The sequence below is a fragment of the Streptomyces sp. SGAir0957 genome (assembly GCF_043523415.1).
On the sequence record NZ_CP027293.1, the window covers coordinates 2894908 to 2911669 of the forward strand.

A 16762-nucleotide genomic window follows, 5' to 3' on the forward strand; every position below is an offset into this window, starting at 1 on the left:
GAGCTTTCTTCGTGACCTCCCCCATATCCCGTCGCACCGCTCTCTCCCTCGCCACGGCCGTCGCCGCCGGCGCCCTGGTCGCCGGAACCTTCACCGCCACCAGCGCGACCGCCCAGCCGGCGATCCCCTCGGCCACCCCGCTGGCCCTGAGCGCGTCGGCCCGCGCCGACCTCGTGCAGGACGCGAGCGCGAGGACCGCCGAGACGGCGAAGGAGCTGAAGCTCGGCTCGAAGGAGAAGCTCGTCGTCCGCGACGTGGTCAAGGACCGCGACGGCACCACCCACACCCGCTACGAGCGGACCTACGACGGCCTGCCCGTCCTCGGCGGCGACCTGGTCGTCCACACGTCGGCCTCCGGCGCCGGCGAGGGCGTCACCCGCGCCACCGCCAAGTCCCTCGACGTGGCCACCGCCGGCGCCACCCTCAAGGCCGCCCCGGCCGGCGCCCGCAAGGTCGTCTGGGCGGCGAGCGGCACGCCGAGACTCGCCTACGAGAAGGTCGTCACCAGCACCGACGAGGACGGCACGCCCAGCAAGCTGCACGTCATCACCGACGCGGCCACCGGCAAGAAGATCTTCGAGTTCGACACGATCCAGACCGGCACCGGCAAGTCGCGCTACAGCGGCACCGTCACGATCGGCACCACCAAGTCCGGCTCGTCCTACTCCCTCACGGACGCGACGCGCGGCGGCCACTCCACGTACAACCTCAAGAACGGCTCGTCCGGCAAGGGCACGCTGTTCACCGACGCCGACGACACGTGGGGCGACGGCACCACCAACGACGCCGCGACCGCCGGGGTCGACGCCGCCTACGGCGCCCAGGTCACCTGGGACTACTACAAGAACGTGCAGGGCCGCAACGGCATCAAGGGCGACGGCAAGGGCGCCTACTCCCGCGTCCACTACGGCAACGCCTACGTCAACGCGTTCTGGGACGACAGCTGCTTCTGCATGACCTACGGCGACGGCACGGGCAACAAGAACCCGCTCACCTCGCTCGACGTGGCCGCGCACGAGATGAGCCACGGTGTCACCTCGGCCACCGCGGGCCTCGTCTACAGCGGTGAGTCCGGCGGCCTGAACGAGGCGACCTCCGACATCTTCGGCACCGCCGTCGAGTTCTACGCGAACAACGCCTCCGACCCGGGCGACTACCTCATCGGCGAGAAGATCAACATCAACGGCGACGGCACCCCGCTGCGCTACATGGACAAGCCCAGCAAGGACGGCGCCTCGCTCGACGCCTGGAAGAGCGGCGCGGGCAACGTGGACGTCCACTACTCCTCGGGCATCGCCAACCACTTCTTCTACCTGCTCAGCGAGGGCAGCGGGAAGAAGACCATCAACGGCGTCTCCTACGACTCCCCCACCTCCGACGGCTCCACCGTCACCGGCATCGGCCGCTCCAAGGCCGAGAAGATCTGGTTCAAGGCGCTGACGACGTACTTCACGTCGAGCACCAACTACGCGAAGGCCCGCACCGCGACCCTGAGCGCGGCCTCGGCCCTGTACGGCTCCACCTCGGCGGAGTACAAGGCCGTCGCAGCGGCCTGGACGGCCGTGAACGTCAAGTGACCACCCGCACCACCTGACACAAAGGGCGCCCGGATCCCTCCGGGCGCCCTTTGCCGTGGGTGACTCGTACGAATCGCCCCGGGCTCAGCGCATGAGGACGCCCGCCCCCTCACCCACCGCCTCCGACGGCACCGCCACCAGGCCCGCCTCCGCCGCCGACGCCAGCAGGCGGTGGGCCGGGAGGATGCGGACCGTGTAGCCGTAGGGGCCCGTGCGGTCCAGGGAGAGCGGGCCCTCGAAGGACCAGCGGCCCTCCTCGTCGGGGCCCGCGACCGGTTTGAGCGGGACCGTGAGCGCGTCGGCGATGCGGTCCTCGGCGTCGACGCGGCCCGCCACCGCCTGCACCTCGACGTCGTCGGGGTCGAGCTCGCCGAGGGCGACCCGGACGTGCAGGGAGAGGGTCGCGCCCAGCTCCGCCGCCGTGGCCGTCTCCGCCTCGACGTGGTCGACGGCGACCCGGGGCCAGGCCGCGCGGACCCGCGCCTTCCAGGCCGCCAGCTCCCGGGCCGCGTCCGGGGTGAGCGCACGGTCGGCGCGGGCGGCGGGCACGTACAGCTTCTCGACGTACTCGCGGACCATCCGGCCCGCCAGGACCTTCGGGCCGAGGTGGGTGAGGGTCTGGCGGACCATCTCGATCCAGCGGTCCGGCAGGCCCTCGGGCCCGCGCTCGTAGAAGCGGGGCGCGACCCGCCGCTCCAGGAGGTCGTAGAGCGCGGCGGCCTCCAGGTCGTCGCGGCGGTGCTCGTCGGTGGCCGTGCCGTCGGCGGTGGGGATCGCCCAGCCGAAGTCCGGCTCGAACCATTCGTCCCACCAGCCGTCCAGGACCGAGAGGTTGAGGCAGCCGTTGAGCGCCGCCTTCATGCCGGACGTGCCGCACGCCTCAAGGGGCCGCAGCGGGTTGTTGAGCCAGATGTCGCAGCCCGGGTAGAGCTTCTGCGCCATCGCCATGCCGTAGTCGGGCAGGAACACGATGCGGTGGCGCACGCGCGGGTCGTCGGTGAACCGCACCAGCTCCTGGACGAGGCGTTTGCCGCTGTCGTCGGCGGGGTGCGCCTTGCCCGCGACGACGATCTGCACGGGCCGCTCCTCGTCGAGCAGCAGCCGCATCAGCCGGTCGGGGTCGCGCAGCATGAGGGTGAGCCGCTTGTACGAGGGGACGCGGCGGGCGAAGCCGATGGTGAGGACGTCCGGGTCGAGGACCGAGTCGATCCAGCCCAGCTCCGCGCCGGACGCGCCGCGCTGGCGCCAGGACGCGGCGAGGCGTGTGCGCACCTCGTCGACGAGCTGGCCGCGCAGGTCGCGCCGCAGCTCCCAGATGTCCCGGTCGGGGATGTCGCCGACCGCGTCCCAGCGGTCCGAGCCGCCGACCGACAGGGCGTCCTCGGTGCGCCGCTCGCCGATCTGGCGGGCGCCGAGCCGGTAGACCTCGGGCGCCACCCAGGTCGGCGCGTGCACCCCGTTCGTCACGGAGGCGATGGGCACCTCCTCGGGGTCGAACCCCGGCCACAGGCCCGCGAACATGGACCGGCTGACCGAGCCGTGCAGGGTGGAGACGCCGTTGGCGCGCTGGGCGAGCCTGAGCCCCATCACCGCCATGTTGAAGACGTTCGGGTCGCCGCCCGGGTACGTCTCCATGCCGAGGCCGAGGATCCGGTTCACGTCGAGCGCGGGGAGTTCGGCGGCGGCGCCGAAGTGCCGGGCGACCAGTTCGCGGTCGAAGCGGTCGATCCCGGCGGGGACGGGCGTGTGCGTGGTGAAGACGGCGCCGGCGCGGACCGCCTCGATCGCGGCGTCGAAGTCGAGCCCGTCCGCGCTCAGTTCGGCGATGCGCTCGACGCCGAGGAACCCGGCGTGCCCCTCGTTGGTGTGGAACACCTCGGGCGCGGGATGCCCGGTGAGCCGGCAGTAGGCGCGCACCGCCCGGACGCCGCCGATGCCGAGCAGCATCTCCTGGAGCAGCCGGTGCTCGCTGCCGCCCCCGTAGAGCCGGTCGGTCACGTCGCGTTCGTGCGCGTCGTTCTCCTCCACGTCGGAGTCGAGGAGGAGCAGCGGCACCCGGCCGACCTGCGCCTGCCACACGCGCGCGAGCAGCCGGCGCCCGCCGGGCAGGGCGAGGGCGATGTGGGTGGGGCTGCCGTCCGGTTCGCACAGTAAGGAGAGCGGCAGCTCGTTCGGGTCGGTGACGGGGTAGGTCTCCTGCTGCCAGCCGTCCCGGGACAGGGACTGCCGGAAATAGCCGTGCCGGTAGAGCAGCCCTACGCCGATCAGCGGCACCCCGAGATCGCTGGCGGCCTTGAGGTGGTCGCCGGCGAGGATGCCGAGGCCGCCGGAGTACTGGGGCAGGGCGGCGGTGATGCCGAACTCGGGCGAGAAGTAGGCGACGGCGGCGGGGAGGGTGCCGGCCTGCGCCTGGGTCTGGTACCAGCGGTCGCCCTGGAGGTAGCCGCGCAGATCCTCGGCGGCCTCGCCGAGGGAGGCGAGGAAGCGGTCGTCGGCGGCGAGCTCGGCGAGCCGGGCCGGTGCCACGCCGCCGAGCAGCCGCACCGGGTCACCCCCGGAACCGGCCCAGTGCCCCGGGTCGACGGAGGCGAACAGGTCACGGGTTCCGGCATGCCAGGACCAGCGCAGATTGCGGGCCAGCTCATGCAGGGGGGCGAGTGGTGCGGGCAGGACCGGACGGACGGTGAAACGACGGATGGCCTTCACGGTTCCCCTTTCGCGCGGGCAGCGGGGGCGTCGGACGGTCGGTGGGTCGGCCGGGACGCACCTCCTCCTGCGTCCCGGACGTCATCCCCGACGGTAGTCGGCGACGGCTCCCCGGGCCACGGCGCACGGGCCACCCGCCCCACTTACGCGCCTTGTGCCGCGCGCACCACGACGAACGCCCCGCGCACCGTGCTCTCGTCCGGGCGCCGCCACTCCGCGCTGACCTCGCCCACCGCGCCGGGCGCGGCCGGACCGGGCCGGAGCACCCGCACGATCTCCGGCGCCGCCGGCGCGCCGGGGTCGAGCCGGGCGTGCACCGTCGGGTCGAGCGCGCCGTCGACGCTCTGGGCGTGCGCCGGGACCCGGCCCTTCAGGAGGGCCACCAGCTGGGTGCGGAGCAGGGGGTCGTACGCGCCGTCGTACACCCATCTCCGCCCGAGCACACCGTGCTCCACGGTGCCGATGAGCGCGGCGTCGGACGCGTCGGGCAGCGGGGCGCCCCGGTAGGTCATCGGCACGTGGTAGGCGACCGGCCGCTCCCCGGACACGTCGGTGACGACCATGAACTCCATGCCGACCTCCCCTGCGGGGTCGTCGAGCCGGAACCCGCCGGAGCGGGCCAGTTCGGGGCTGCCCTGCCCCTCGTACCAGGGCTGCTCCGGCAGCCACCCGGTGAGGAGTTCGAGCTTGGTCGGCTTGACCGTGGTGTGGTGAATGGTCGACATGCGTCCAGGCTCGCACGGCCCACCGACAACGCGCCGTTCCCGGCCCCCATTTGGGCGCACTCGGCCGCGGCGAACGATATGGCCGGTTCTGCCCCCTCGTACAACTTGTGGCACTTGGCACCGCGCGCAAGGCTGCCATCCGGCACCGGCGACCGTGAAGACGCGCGTGCAAGTTTCCCCGGGCGGGGTACTCGTATCGATCGGTCCGCACGTCGATGCCTCGCGCCGGTCAACTACCCGCCATGGGAAGGGGATTTCATGATCCGGTCCCGGCTCCGGAGGCGGGACGGACGACAGCTTCTCCCTTACGCGCGAGTAGTTAACAAAGCACCGGATTGTTCGCCCGAAGAGTGTGGAAGGCTCCACCCGGCACGCATTTATGCACCGTCGCGACAGCGGCGCGGCACCGCAGCGGCACCGACGCGCCACGCCTCGCACGGCCCACTGCCCCCGAACGTCGTCTCCGCAACCCCCGATCCCGCGGACAGGAGCGGTCATGCCCGCACAGCGACCCACCCCGACGTCCTCAGACAAGACGCCACCCGGCAAGGATCCGGCCCCCGCGAGCGTGCCGCCGGCGCAGCGCACCCGCAGCAAGGGGGCCACCGACGCCACCGCCGCCAAGAAGCCCCCGGCGCCGAAGACCGCGGCGGCGAAAACCACGGCGGCCAAAAGCGCGGCGCCCAAGACCGCGGCGCCGCGCAAGGCCCCGGCTCCGCGCAAAGCACCTGCCGCGCGCAAGGCACCGGCTCAGCGCAAGGCTCCGGCCCCACGCAAGGCGCCCGCTGCGCCGCCCGTCCAGGTCACCATCGGCCGGATCCCCGTTCGTGACGTCCGCCCGGTCATCGACCGCGGCCGCCGTCCGGCGAAGGCGGTCGTCGGGGAGACGTTCCAGGTCACGGCCACCGTCTTCCGCGAGGGCCACGACGCGGTCGCGGCGAACGTGGTGCTGCGCGGCCCCGACGGCGCGCCCGGCCCCTGGACGCCGATGCGCGAACTGGCGCCCGGCACCGACCGCTGGGGCGCGGAGGTCACGCCGGACGCGGAGGGCGCGTGGACGTTCGCGGTGGAGGCGTGGGGCGACCCGGTTTCGACCTGGCGGCACGCGGCAAGGATCAAGATCCCCGCCGGGATCGACACCGAACTCGTCCTGGAGGAGGGCGCGGCGCTGTACGAGCGCGCCGCGGAGGACCTCGCGGGAACGCAGCGAGAAACGGTTCTGCAGGCGGCCGCCGCGCTCCGCGACACCGAGGAACCGGCCGCCACCCGGCTCGCCGCCGCCCTCACCCCCGACGTCGACGCGGTCCTCTCCGCCCACCCGCTGCGGGAACTGGTCACCTCCAGCGACCCGTTGCCGCTCCTGGTCGAGCGCGAACGCGCCCTGTACGGGTCCTGGTACGAGTTCTTCCCGCGCTCGGAGGGCGCGGTCGTCGAGCCGGGCAAACCGCCGGTCGGCGGCACCTTCGCCACCGCGGCGCGCCGCCTGCCCGCCATCGCGGCGATGGGCTTCGACGTCGTCTACCTGCCGCCGATCCACCCCATCGGCACGACGTTCCGCAAGGGGCCGGACAACAGCCTCTCCCCGGGCCCGCACGATGTCGGCGTGCCCTGGGCGATCGGTTCGGCCGAGGGCGGGCACGACGCGATCCACCCCGACCTAGGCACCTTCGAGGATTTCGACCGCTTCGTCGCCGCCGCCCGGGCCGAGGGCCTGGAGATCGCGCTCGACTTCGCCCTCCAGTGCTCACCGGACCACCCCTGGGTGGAGAAGCACCCGGAGTGGTTCCACCACCGCCCCGACGGCACGATCGCGTACGCGGAGAACCCGCCGAAGAAGTACCAGGACATCTACCCGATCGCCTTCGACCACGACATGCCGGGGATCGTCGCGGAGACGGTGCGGATACTCCGCCACTGGATGGCGCACGGGGTGCGTATTTTCCGGGTGGACAATCCGCACACGAAACCGGTCGTCTTCTGGGAACACGTGATCGGGGCGATCGGCCGCACCGACCCCGACGCGATCTTCCTGGCCGAGGCGTTCACCCGCCCGGCGATGATGCGGACGCTCGGCGAGATCGGCTTCCAGCAGTCGTACACGTACTTCACCTGGCGCAATACGAAGACGGAGATCACCGAATACGTACAGGAGTTGGCCGGCGAATCAGCCGCCGCGATGCGGCCCAACTTCTTCGTCAACACCCCGGACATCCTGCACGAGTTCCTGCAGCACGGCGGCCGCCCCGCCTTCGAACTCCGGGCCGTACTCGCCGCGACCCTTTCCCCGTCGTGGGGCGTCTACAGCGGATACGAACTCTGCGAAAACACTCCGCTACGCTCCGGTAGCGAGGAGTATCTGCACTCCGAGAAGTACGAACTGCGGCCGCGGGACTGGGAGTCGGCCCGGCGCGAGGGGCGCACCATCGCCCCGCTGATCACCGCGCTGAACGACATCCGGCGCCGCAGTCCGGCCCTGCGCGGACTGCGCAATGTGCACTTCCACCACGCCGACAAGGACGCGGTGCTCGTGTACTCCAAACGCAGCGGCTCGAACACGGTTCTGGTGGTCGTGAACCTCGATCCGCACCACACCCAGGAGGCGACCGTTTCATTGGACATGCCGCAGCTGGGGCTCGGCTGGCACGACGCGATGACCGTGCACGACGAGCTCACCGGCACCACCCACGCCTGGGGCAGGTCGAATTACGTGCGCCTGGAACCGGGGAGCACGCCCGCGCACGTCTTCACCGTCCTGCGACCGTCCACGCCGCGATGAATTCTTCGCCAAAGGGATTCGGAGGGTCACCCACCCCATGATCATGAATGAGCCCGTTCCGGACACCTTCGAGGACACCCCTGCCAAGGACCGGGACCCAGACTGGTTCAAACGCGCCGTCTTCTACGAAGTGCTCGTCCGCTCCTTCCAGGACAGCAACGGCGACGGTGTCGGTGACCTCAAGGGCATCACGGCCAAACTGGACTATCTCCAGTGGCTGGGCGTCGACTGCCTCTGGCTTCCGCCGTTCTTCAAGTCCCCGTTGCGCGACGGCGGTTACGACGTGTCGGACTACACGTCGGTGCTCCCCGAATTCGGAGACCTCGCGGACTTCGTGGAGTTCGTGGACGCCGCACACCAGCGGGGCATGCGCGTCATCATCGACTTCGTCATGAACCACACCAGCGACCAGCACGAGTGGTTCCAGCAGTCGCGCACCGACCCCGACGGCCCCTACGGCGACTATTACGTCTGGGCCGACGACGACAAGCAGTACCAGGACGCGCGCATCATCTTCGTCGACACGGAAGCGTCCAACTGGACCTTCGACCCGGTGCGCAAGCAGTACTTCTGGCACCGCTTCTTCTCCCATCAGCCGGACCTCAACTACGAGAATCCGGCCGTCCAGGAGGAGATCCTCGCGGCCCTGCGGTTCTGGCTCGATCTGGGCATCGACGGATTCCGCCTCGACGCCGTCCCCTACCTCTATGCGGAGGAGGGCACCAACTGCGAGAACCTTCCGGCGACGCACGAGTTCCTCAAGCGCGTCCGCCGGGAGATCGACGCCCAGTACCCGGATGTCGTCATCCTCGCCGAGGCCAATCAGTGGCCGGAGGACGTCGTCGACTACTTCGGCGATTTCCCCTCCGGCGGCGACGAATGCCATATGGCGTTCCACTTCCCGGTGATGCCGCGCATCTTCATGGCGGTCCGCCGCGAATCCCGCTATCCGGTCTCCGAGATCCTCGCCAAGACCCCGGCCATCCCGTCGGGCTGCCAGTGGGGCATCTTCCTGCGCAACCACGACGAGCTGACCCTGGAAATGGTCACCGACGAGGAACGCGACTACATGTACGCGGAGTACGCCAAGGATCCGCGGATGCGCGCCAACATCGGGATCCGGCGCCGGCTCGCCCCACTCCTCGACAACGACCGCAACCAGATCGAACTCTTCACCGCGCTGCTGCTCTCCCTGCCCGGCTCGCCGATCCTGTACTACGGCGACGAGATCGGCATGGGCGACAACATCTGGCTCGGTGACCGCGACGCGGTGCGCACCCCGATGCAGTGGACGCCGGACCGCAACGCCGGCTTCTCCTCCTGCGACCCGGGCCGCCTGTCGCTGCCGACGATCATGGACCCGGTCTACGGCTACCAGGTCACCAACGTGGAGGCGTCGATGTCGTCGCCGTCCTCGCTGCTCCACTGGACCCGCCGCATGATCGAGATCCGTAAGCAGAACCCGGCGTTCGGCCTCGGCTCCTACACCGAACTGCCGTCCTCCAACCCGGCCGTGCTCGCGTTCCTGCGCGAGTACAAGGACGATCTGGTGCTGTGCGTGCACAACTTCTCGCGCTTCGCCCAGCCCACCGAACTGGACCTGCAGACCTTCGCCGGCCGGCACCCGGTCGAGCTGATCGGCGGCGTCCGCTTCCCGGCCATCGGAGAACTGCCCTACCTGCTGACCCTGGCGGGGCACGGCTTCTACTGGTACCGGTTGCGCAAGGACTGAAACGGCGCGGACCGCGCACCGCACGCCCCGCGGCCCGGGGCGGGAGAGCCGCATCCTCCGGTTTTCTCCCCCGCGCCCGGGGCACTCCTAGACGCATACCCGGCACGTCCCCATCTCTGGGCAGCTCCCGCACCGCTTTCTGGACCGCTCGTCTGAACAGCACCTCGGCACCCGGGCCCGCTCGCACCACCCGACGCACCCCCGGGGGAAGGACGCGACGCCATGTCGGAAACCGCAGCCCGGCCCGCCACCTCACCACTGGACCACTCCGAGCTGCTCACTTCCCTGGAACCCCTGTTACGGGAATGGCTGCCGCGCCAGCGGTGGTTCGCCGGAAAAGGGCGCCCGGTCACCGAGCTGACCCTCGACTCCGTCACCCGGCTGCGGCCCGACGGCGCCCTGCTGCACCTGCTCCTGCGCGCCCACCAGCCCCCGGCGGACGGCGGCCCCGGCGACTGCTACCAGCTCCTCATCGGCACCGAGGAGGCCCTGCCGCCCCACCTCGCGCCGGCGGTCATCGGCCACCTCACCCGCGGCCCGCTCGCCGGCCGGACCGCGTACGAGGCCCTGCTCGACCCGCGTCAGACCTCCGTCCTCCTCGAACGGCTCCGCCTGCCCGGCACCCTCGGCGGACTCCGCTTCCACCGCGAGCCTGACGGCCGAATACCCGACGACCTGACCCCCCGCCCGCTCGCCGCCGAACAGTCCAACTCCTCGGTCGTGTACGGCGACGCGCTCATCGCCAAGGTCTTCCGCCGCGTCCTGCCCGGCACCAACCCCGACCTCGAACTCCCCCTCGCCCTGGCCCGCGAGGGCTGCGACCGCGTCCCCGCCCCCGTCGCCTGGTACGAGAGCGCCGACGGCGAGACCACCCTCGGGGTGCTCCAGCCCTACCTCAAGGGCGCCGCCGACGGCTTCGACCTCGCCCTCAAACACCTCGTCGAACAGCAGGACTTCACCGCCGAGGCGCGCGAGCTGGGCCGCGCCACCGCCGAGGTGCACACCGCCCTCGCCCGCGCCCTGCCCACCGTCACCTACACCCGGGCCCACCTGGAACAGCTCGCCGCGGCCATGACCGGCCGCCTGGAGGCCACGGCCCGGCAGGTCCCCGCGCTCCTGCCCTACGTGCCGGGCCTGCGCACCGCGTTCGAGGCGCTCGCCGACCTCGCCACCGAGGGCTGCACCTGGCAGGCCCAGCGCGTCCACGGCGACCTCCACCTCGGCCAGTGCCTGCGCGACCCCTCCGGCTTCTGGCGCCTCATCGACTTCGAGGGCGAACCGTCCCGGCCCCTCGCCGAACGCCGTATGCCGCACCCGCCGCACCGCGACATCGCCGGCATGCTCCGCTCCTTCGACTACGCCGCCCGCTCGCACCGCCCCTGGAACCCCGCGTGGTCCGACGCGTGCCGCGCCGCGTACTGCGCGGGCTACGCGTCCGCCGCCGGCCGCGACCCGCGCACCGACCCCGTCCTGCTGCGGGCGTACGAGACGGACAAGGCGGTGTACGAGGCCCTGTACGAGGCACGGCACCGCCCGGACTGGCTGCCCGTGCCGCTGGCGGCGCTGGCACGCCTCGCGGAACCGGCCTGAACGGCGTCGCCACTGTCCGCAGCACGGCACCACGGCTACCGCACCACGGCACCCCGCACGGCACCACGGCTACCAAGGAGGCCCCGCCCGTGACCCGCCGCCCGACCGAAAACCCGCCCCCGGTACCGGCACCGGCGACGGTGAGCAGTTCTGTACCGGAAAGTGACCGCGAGCGCCTGCTCTCGGCCACCCACCACGATCCGCACTCGGTCCTGGGCGCCCACCCCGTCGGCACCGGCGTCGCGTTCCGCGCGTGGCGCCCCTACGCCGAGAAGGTCACCGTCACCACCCCGGAGGGCCTGCGCACCGACCTGCACGACGACGGCGACGGCTTCTTCTCCGCGCTGCTCCCGGCCGAGGCCGCCTGGTCCGCGCCCGCGTCCCCGGCCTCGTCCCCGTACACCCTGGAGATCACGTACGGCGAGACCGTGCAGCGCATCGCGGACGCCTACTCCCTGCTGCCCTCCGTCGGCGAACTCGACCTGCACCTCATCGGCGAGGGCCGCCACGAGCAGCTGTGGACCGCGCTCGGCGCCCGCCCCATGGAGCACCAGGGGATCCAGGGCACGCGCTTCACGGTCTGGGCGCCGAACGCGCGCGGCGTCCGCGTCGTCGGCGGCTTCAACTTCTGGGACGGCGCCGCCCACAGCATGCGCTCGCTCGGCTCCACCGGGATCTGGGAACTGTTCGTCCCCGACATCGGCGAGGGCGAGCTGTACAAGTACGAGATCACCCGGCCCGACGGCAGCAAGACCCAGCGCGCCGACCCGCTCGCCACCCGGACCGAGACACCCCCGGCCAACTCGTCCGTCGTGCACGCCTCGCACCATGTCTGGCACGACGACGAATGGCTGCGGTCGCGCGGCGACCGGCCCGCGCACGAGGCGCCGTTCTCGGTGTACGAGATCCATCTGCCGTCGTGGCGGCCCGGTCTCACCTACCGGCAGCTGGCCGAGCAGTTGCCCGGGTATGTGGCCGATCTGGGGTTCACGCACGTCGAGCTGATGCCCGTCGCCGAGCACCCCTTCGGCGGCTCCTGGGGCTACCAGGTCACCGGGTTCTACGCCCCCACCGCCCGGCTCGGCACCCCCGACGACTTCAAGTTCCTCGTCGACGCCCTCCACCAGGCCGGTATCGGCGTCCTCATGGACTGGGTGCCCGCCCACTTCCCGCGCGACGACTGGGCGCTCGCCGAGTTCGACGGGCGTCCGCTGTACGAGCACGAGGACCCGCTGCGGGCCGCGCACCCCGACTGGGGCACCCTTGAGTTCGACTACGGCCGCAAGGAGGTCCGCAACTTCCTGGTGGCGAACGCGCTGTACTGGTGCGAGGAGTTCCACATCGACGGGCTCCGCGTCGACGCCGTCGCCTCCATGCTGTACCTGGACTACTCGCGGGAAGACGGGCAGTGGACCCCGAATCAGCACGGCGGTCGGGAGAACCTCGACGCCGTCTCCTTCCTCCAGGAGATGAACGCCACCCTGTACCGGCGCGTGCCCGGCGTCGTCACCGTCGCCGAGGAGTCCACCGCCTGGGACGGGGTGACCCGCGCGACCCATCACATCGGCCCCGGCGGCTTCGGCGGGCTCGGATTCGGCCTGAAGTGGAACATGGGGTGGATGCACGACTCGCTCGACTACCTCGCCCATGAACCCGTGCACCGCAAGTACCACCACCACGAGATGACGTTCTCGATGGTGTACGCCTACAGCGAGAACTACGTCCTCCCCATCTCCCACGACGAAGTCGTGCACGGGAAGAAGTCGCTGGTCAGCAAGATGCCCGGCGACTGGTGGCAGCAGCGCGCCACGCACCGGGCCTACCTCGGGTTCATGTGGGCGCACCCCGGCAAGCAGCTCCTCTTCATGGGCCAGGAGTTCGCCCAGGGCGCCGAATGGTCGGAGGCGAGCGGGCCCGACTGGTGGCTCCTCGACCCGGCGTACGGCGCCGAGGCCGACCATCGCGGGGTACGCGATCTGACCCGCGACCTCAACGCCGCCTACCGCGAGGCGCCCGCGCTGTGGGAGCGCGACACCGATCCGGCCGGGTTCGCGTGGATCGCCGGGGACGCGGTCGAGGACAACGTGTTCGCCTTTCTGCGGTACGCCGCCGACGGGAGTCCGCTGCTGGCCGTCTCCAACTTCTCGCCCGTCGTGCGCCACGAGTACCGGCTCGGGGTGCCCGGGGAGGTGCCCGCCTGGCATGAGGTGCTGAACACCGATGGGGCGCGGTACGGGGGCGGAGGCGTCGGGAACCCTGAGCCGGTCAAGCCCGATGACGTGGGCGCGCACGGGCGCCCCGCGAGCATCAGGCTGACGCTGCCGCCGCTGGCGACGGTGTGGCTGAGGCCGTAGCCCCCTCAGGGGAGCGGGGAACTGCGCGACCAGCCACGGTGGCGCGGTTCCCCGGCCTACGACCTCAATCGGCCACGGCGAGCCGCTGGAGCGCCGAAGGCAGCTCCCCGGCGTGCACGACCCCGAGGGTCTGCGTCGCCCGGGTCAGCGCCACGTACAGGTCGCTGAGCCCGAACTCAGCCGGCTCGACCACGATGACCCGGTCGAACTCCAACCCCTTGGCCTGACGCGGATCGAGCAGCACGAGATGCCGGGTCAGGTCCGGATCAGCGTCCGCCGAGATTCCGGGCAACCGCGCGGCCAGCGCCTCGCGCAGCCGGCGCGGGGCGATCACGGCCAAGCGCCCTTCGTCGGGGGTCTCCGCCGCCGCGATCTCCGCCACCGCCCGGGCGATGTCCCCGGTCACCATGCGGCGCCAAGGCCGTACGCCCGTCGACCGGACCGAGGACGGCGGTACGAACTCCGGGTGCGCCTCGCGCAGGAGCTCCGCCGCCACGTCCATGATCTCGGACGGCGTCCGGTAGTTGACCCCGAGCCGCGTGTGCTCGAAGCGGTCCTCCACATAGGGCTCAAGGATCTTGTCCCATGCGCCGACGCCCGCCTCTTCGGCCGTCTGCGCCGGGTCCCCCACCAGCGTCATCGACCGCGTCGGCGAACGCCGCATCAGCAGCCGCCACGCCATCGGCGACAGCTCCTGCGCCTCGTCCACGATGATGTGGCCGAACGCCCACGTCCGGTCCGCCGCCGCCCGCTCGGCCGCGCTGCGGTGGTCCTCCTCCCCGTACCACTCCGCGACCCGGTCCGCGTCCACGATGTCGTGCGCCGCGAGCACCTCCGACTCGTCCTCGTCCTCGAACTCGTACGTCTCCGAGCCCCGGGACAGGTCGAGCACGCCCTGCGCGTACGCGATCCGCTCCTGCCGCGCCGCCTCCGCCGCGGCCCGCTCCGCCGAATCGTCGTGGCCGAGCAGCTCCGCCGCCTCGTCGAGCAGCGGTACGTCCGCCGGGGTCCAGTCCGCCGGGCCCGTCGCCTTCCTGCGGATCGCCTCCGCGTCCTCGTCCGGGAGGTGGACCGGCTCCGCCAGGAACTCCGCCACGAACTGCTCCGGCGTCAGCGTGGGCCAGAGGTCCTCGATCGCCGCGTGCACCTCCGCGCTCGCCGCCACGCCCTTGCCGAGCTGCGCCAGGTCGTCCGGGCCCAGGAAGTTCGGGCCGCCGTACGGGTCCGCGCCGATCCGCTCCGCGAGCTGGGCCGTCAGGGCGTCCAGGATGCGGAAGGCGAAGTGCGGCCGCGCCAAGTTGTGCGGGAGGAGTGCGTCGCGGGCCGCCTGGCGCGCCTCGTACGCGATCTCCCAGTCCAGGATCAGGTCACCGTCGTCGTGCGGGATGATCAGCGGCGCGCCCGGCTCGGGGAGCTGCTGGCGGTCCCGGACGGCGATGGCGAGCGCCTCCGCCATGTGCGCCGCACCCTTGACCGCAGCCGCCTCCGGGGTGTCCTTCGCCGTCGCGTGGACCCCCGGGTACAGCTCGCCCACCGTCGCGAGGAGTACGCCGGTCTCGCCCAGCGCCGGCAGCACCTCGCTGATGTAGGAGAGGAACGCCGGGTTCGGGCCCACGATCAGCACCGCCCGCTTGGCGAGCAGTTCCCTGTGCTCGTACAGCAGGAACGCCGCCCTGTGCAGCGCCACCGCGGTCTTGCCCGTGCCCGGGCCGCCCTCCACGACCAGGACGCCCCTGTGGTCGTGCCGGATGATCCGGTCCTGCTCCGCCTGGATCGTCTGCACGATGTCGCCCATGCGGCCGGTCCTCGCCGAGTTCAGCGCGGCCAGGAGGACGGCGTCGCCGCTCGGGTCCTCGAAGCCCGTGCGTTCGTCGTCGCCCAGATCGAGAATCTCGTCGTGCAGTTCCGTGACCGTGCGGCCGTGCGTGGTGAGGTGGCGGCGACGGCGCAATCCCATCGGGACGTGGCCCGTCGCCAAGTAGAACGGGCGGGCCACCGGTGCGCGCCAATCGATCAGAATCGGGGTGTGTTCCGTGTCGTCGTCCCTGATTCCGATACGCCCGATGTGATGCGCCACGCCGTCCGTGAGATCGATACGGCCGAAACACAGCGAACCGTCGACCGCATTCAACGCGGCGAGCAGTCCCGAGCGCTCCACGACCAGCAGGTCGCGCTCCAAGCGGGCCTGCTGACCTGTGCCGACGGGCGTCAAGGCGTCCGTGACCGAGTCCGCGGCGGCGCCGCGCAGCGCGTCGACCCGCGCGTAGAGCCGGTCGATGAATTCCTGTTCCTTTTGCAGTTCTTTCTGCGATGCGGCGGATTCCCGGCTTGACAAAACTGCTCCCTGCCCGGTACGGTGTGTTTAGTTGGCCCCCGGTGAGGGGCCTTTTCTGTGGGCACACAGAAACACCGAATATACCCCGGGCAGGGGGTAATTCCAACCTCGGTCCTGGTTTCTCAGACGGTGCCCACCAATTCCTCGAGCAGGCGGCGCTTGGGCCTCGCTCCGACCCGGGACCAGACCGGTTCGCCCTCCTTGAAGACCATCAGCGTCGGCATCGACAGCACGCCGTACTTCGCCGCCGTCTCCGGGTTGGCGTCCACGTCGATCGCCACGATGTCCAGGCGCTCCTTCTCCTCCTCCGCGATCGCCCGCAGCACTGGGGCCAGTTGCCTGCACGGCCCGCACCACTCGGCCGTGAACTCCACGAGTACGGGCAGCTCCGCCTTGAGCACCTGCCCGTCGAAGTCCGCGTCCGTCACGTCCCGCATGATCAGTCCTCTTTCTGTCGCTGGGCCAGTTCGCAGCGCGGGGCGGGGTCCTCCTCCGCGGCCAGCGCGGCCACTGCCCGCTCGGCGCGGTGCAACTGGGCACCGACCTTCGCCCGCACGGCGGTCAACTCATCTATCAGCGCGTCCAGTTCGGTGAGCTTGTTGCGGTACACGGCGAGCGAGGCCGGGCACGAGTCGCCCTCCGGGTGGCCGGCCCGCAGGCACTCCACGAACGGGCGGGTCTCCTCCAGGTCGAACCCGAAATCCTGCAACGTGCGGATCTGCCGCAGCGCGCGCAGGTCCGCCTCGTCGTAGGTCCGGTAGCCGTTGCCGTTGCGCCGCGCGGGCAACAGCCCGCGCGACTCGTAGTACCTGAGCGTCCGCGTGGTCGTGCCGGCGCGGGCCGCGAGCTCTCCGATGCGCATGCCTATGACGGTAGACGTTGACGTGGGGGTCAAGGCCAGTCCGTGCCGGGGTCGAGCGGGGGGTGCGTCTGAACGCAGAAAAGCCCCGTGCCAATGGCACGGGGC

Annotated in this window: 10 protein-coding genes; 5 read left to right on the top strand and 5 right to left on the bottom strand. The window is 71.4% G+C overall.

Annotation, left to right across the window (positions count from 1 at the left end; genetic code table 11):
• Nucleotides 1-11: 11 nt before the first annotated feature.
• Nucleotides 12-1577, top strand: a complete 1566-nt coding sequence (locus C1N81_RS17835) for a M4 family metallopeptidase (protein ID WP_394430266.1) — start codon at nt 12-14, stop codon at nt 1575-1577.
• A gap of 84 nt (nt 1578-1661) precedes the next feature.
• On the opposite strand, the gene glgP is transcribed toward C1N81_RS17835, so the two are convergent.
• Both glgP and C1N81_RS17845 read right to left on the bottom strand, forming a co-directional pair.
• The gene (glgP, locus tag C1N81_RS17840) at nt 1662-4283 is read right to left on the bottom strand and encodes an alpha-glucan family phosphorylase (RefSeq protein ID WP_394430268.1); all 2622 of its coding nucleotides are present in this window, start codon (nt 4281-4283) and stop codon (nt 1662-1664) included.
• A gap of 143 nt (nt 4284-4426) precedes the next feature.
• Nucleotides 4427-5008 carry a maltokinase N-terminal cap-like domain-containing protein gene (locus tag C1N81_RS17845; RefSeq protein WP_394430270.1) on the bottom strand — a complete coding sequence of 194 codons (582 nt, stop codon included), beginning with the start codon at nt 5006-5008 and terminating at the stop codon, nt 4427-4429.
• Nucleotides 5009-5504: 496 nt separating this feature from the next.
• On the opposite strand from C1N81_RS17845, the gene C1N81_RS17850 reads away from it, so the two are divergent.
• The 4 genes from C1N81_RS17850 (at nt 5505) to glgB (ending at nt 13460) form a co-directional block, all read left to right on the top strand.
• Nucleotides 5505-7784 carry an alpha-1,4-glucan--maltose-1-phosphate maltosyltransferase gene (locus tag C1N81_RS17850; RefSeq protein WP_394430272.1) on the top strand — a complete coding sequence of 760 codons (2280 nt, stop codon included), beginning with the start codon at nt 5505-5507 and terminating at the stop codon, nt 7782-7784.
• 37 nt (nt 7785-7821) lie between these two features.
• Nucleotides 7822-9516, top strand: a complete 1695-nt coding sequence (gene treS, locus C1N81_RS17855; RefSeq protein WP_394430274.1) for a maltose alpha-D-glucosyltransferase — start codon at nt 7822-7824, stop codon at nt 9514-9516.
• Nucleotides 9517-9738: 222 nt separating this feature from the next.
• Nucleotides 9739-11106 (top strand): maltokinase N-terminal cap-like domain-containing protein, encoded by a 1368-nt coding sequence (locus C1N81_RS17860; RefSeq protein ID WP_394430276.1) that lies wholly within the window; start codon nt 9739-9741, stop codon nt 11104-11106.
• An 89-nt stretch (nt 11107-11195) separates the two neighbouring features.
• Nucleotides 11196-13460, top strand: a complete 2265-nt coding sequence (glgB, locus tag C1N81_RS17865; RefSeq protein ID WP_394430278.1) for a 1,4-alpha-glucan branching enzyme — start codon at nt 11196-11198, stop codon at nt 13458-13460.
• Nucleotides 13461-13524: 64 nt separating this feature from the next.
• On the opposite strand, the gene C1N81_RS17870 is transcribed toward glgB, so the two are convergent.
• The 3 genes from C1N81_RS17870 to C1N81_RS17880 all read right to left on the bottom strand — a co-directional run bounded on the left by C1N81_RS17870 (nt 13525) and on the right by C1N81_RS17880 (nt 16657).
• Complete coding sequence (locus C1N81_RS17870; protein WP_394438023.1) at nt 13525-15759, bottom strand: HelD family protein; 2235 nt, start codon at nt 15757-15759, stop codon at nt 13525-13527.
• 158 nt (nt 15760-15917) lie between these two features.
• Nucleotides 15918-16232 carry a thioredoxin gene (gene trxA, locus C1N81_RS17875; protein WP_394430280.1) on the bottom strand — a complete coding sequence of 105 codons (315 nt, stop codon included), beginning with the start codon at nt 16230-16232 and terminating at the stop codon, nt 15918-15920.
• A 2-nt stretch (nt 16233-16234) separates the two neighbouring features.
• Nucleotides 16235-16657, bottom strand: coding sequence for a MerR family transcriptional regulator (locus C1N81_RS17880; protein WP_394430282.1), 423 nt, complete (start codon nt 16655-16657; stop codon nt 16235-16237).
• Nucleotides 16658-16762 lie beyond the last annotated feature (105 nt).

Bases quoted from the DNA above. Each gene is read 5' to 3' on its own strand.
- C1N81_RS17880 (WP_394430282.1), bottom strand. From the start codon at position 16,657: ATGCGCATCGGAGAGCTCGCGGCCCGCGCCGGCACGACCACGCGGACG.
- trxA (WP_394430280.1), bottom strand. From the start codon at position 16,232: ATGCGGGACGTGACGGACGCGGACTTCGACGGGCAGGTGCTCAAGGCG.
- C1N81_RS17845 (WP_394430270.1), bottom strand. From the start codon at position 5,008: ATGTCGACCATTCACCACACCACGGTCAAGCCGACCAAGCTCGAACTC.
- treS (WP_394430274.1), top strand. From the start codon at position 7,822: ATGATCATGAATGAGCCCGTTCCGGACACCTTCGAGGACACCCCTGCC.
- C1N81_RS17860 (WP_394430276.1), top strand. From the start codon at position 9,739: ATGTCGGAAACCGCAGCCCGGCCCGCCACCTCACCACTGGACCACTCC.
- C1N81_RS17850 (WP_394430272.1), top strand. From the start codon at position 5,505: ATGCCCGCACAGCGACCCACCCCGACGTCCTCAGACAAGACGCCACCC.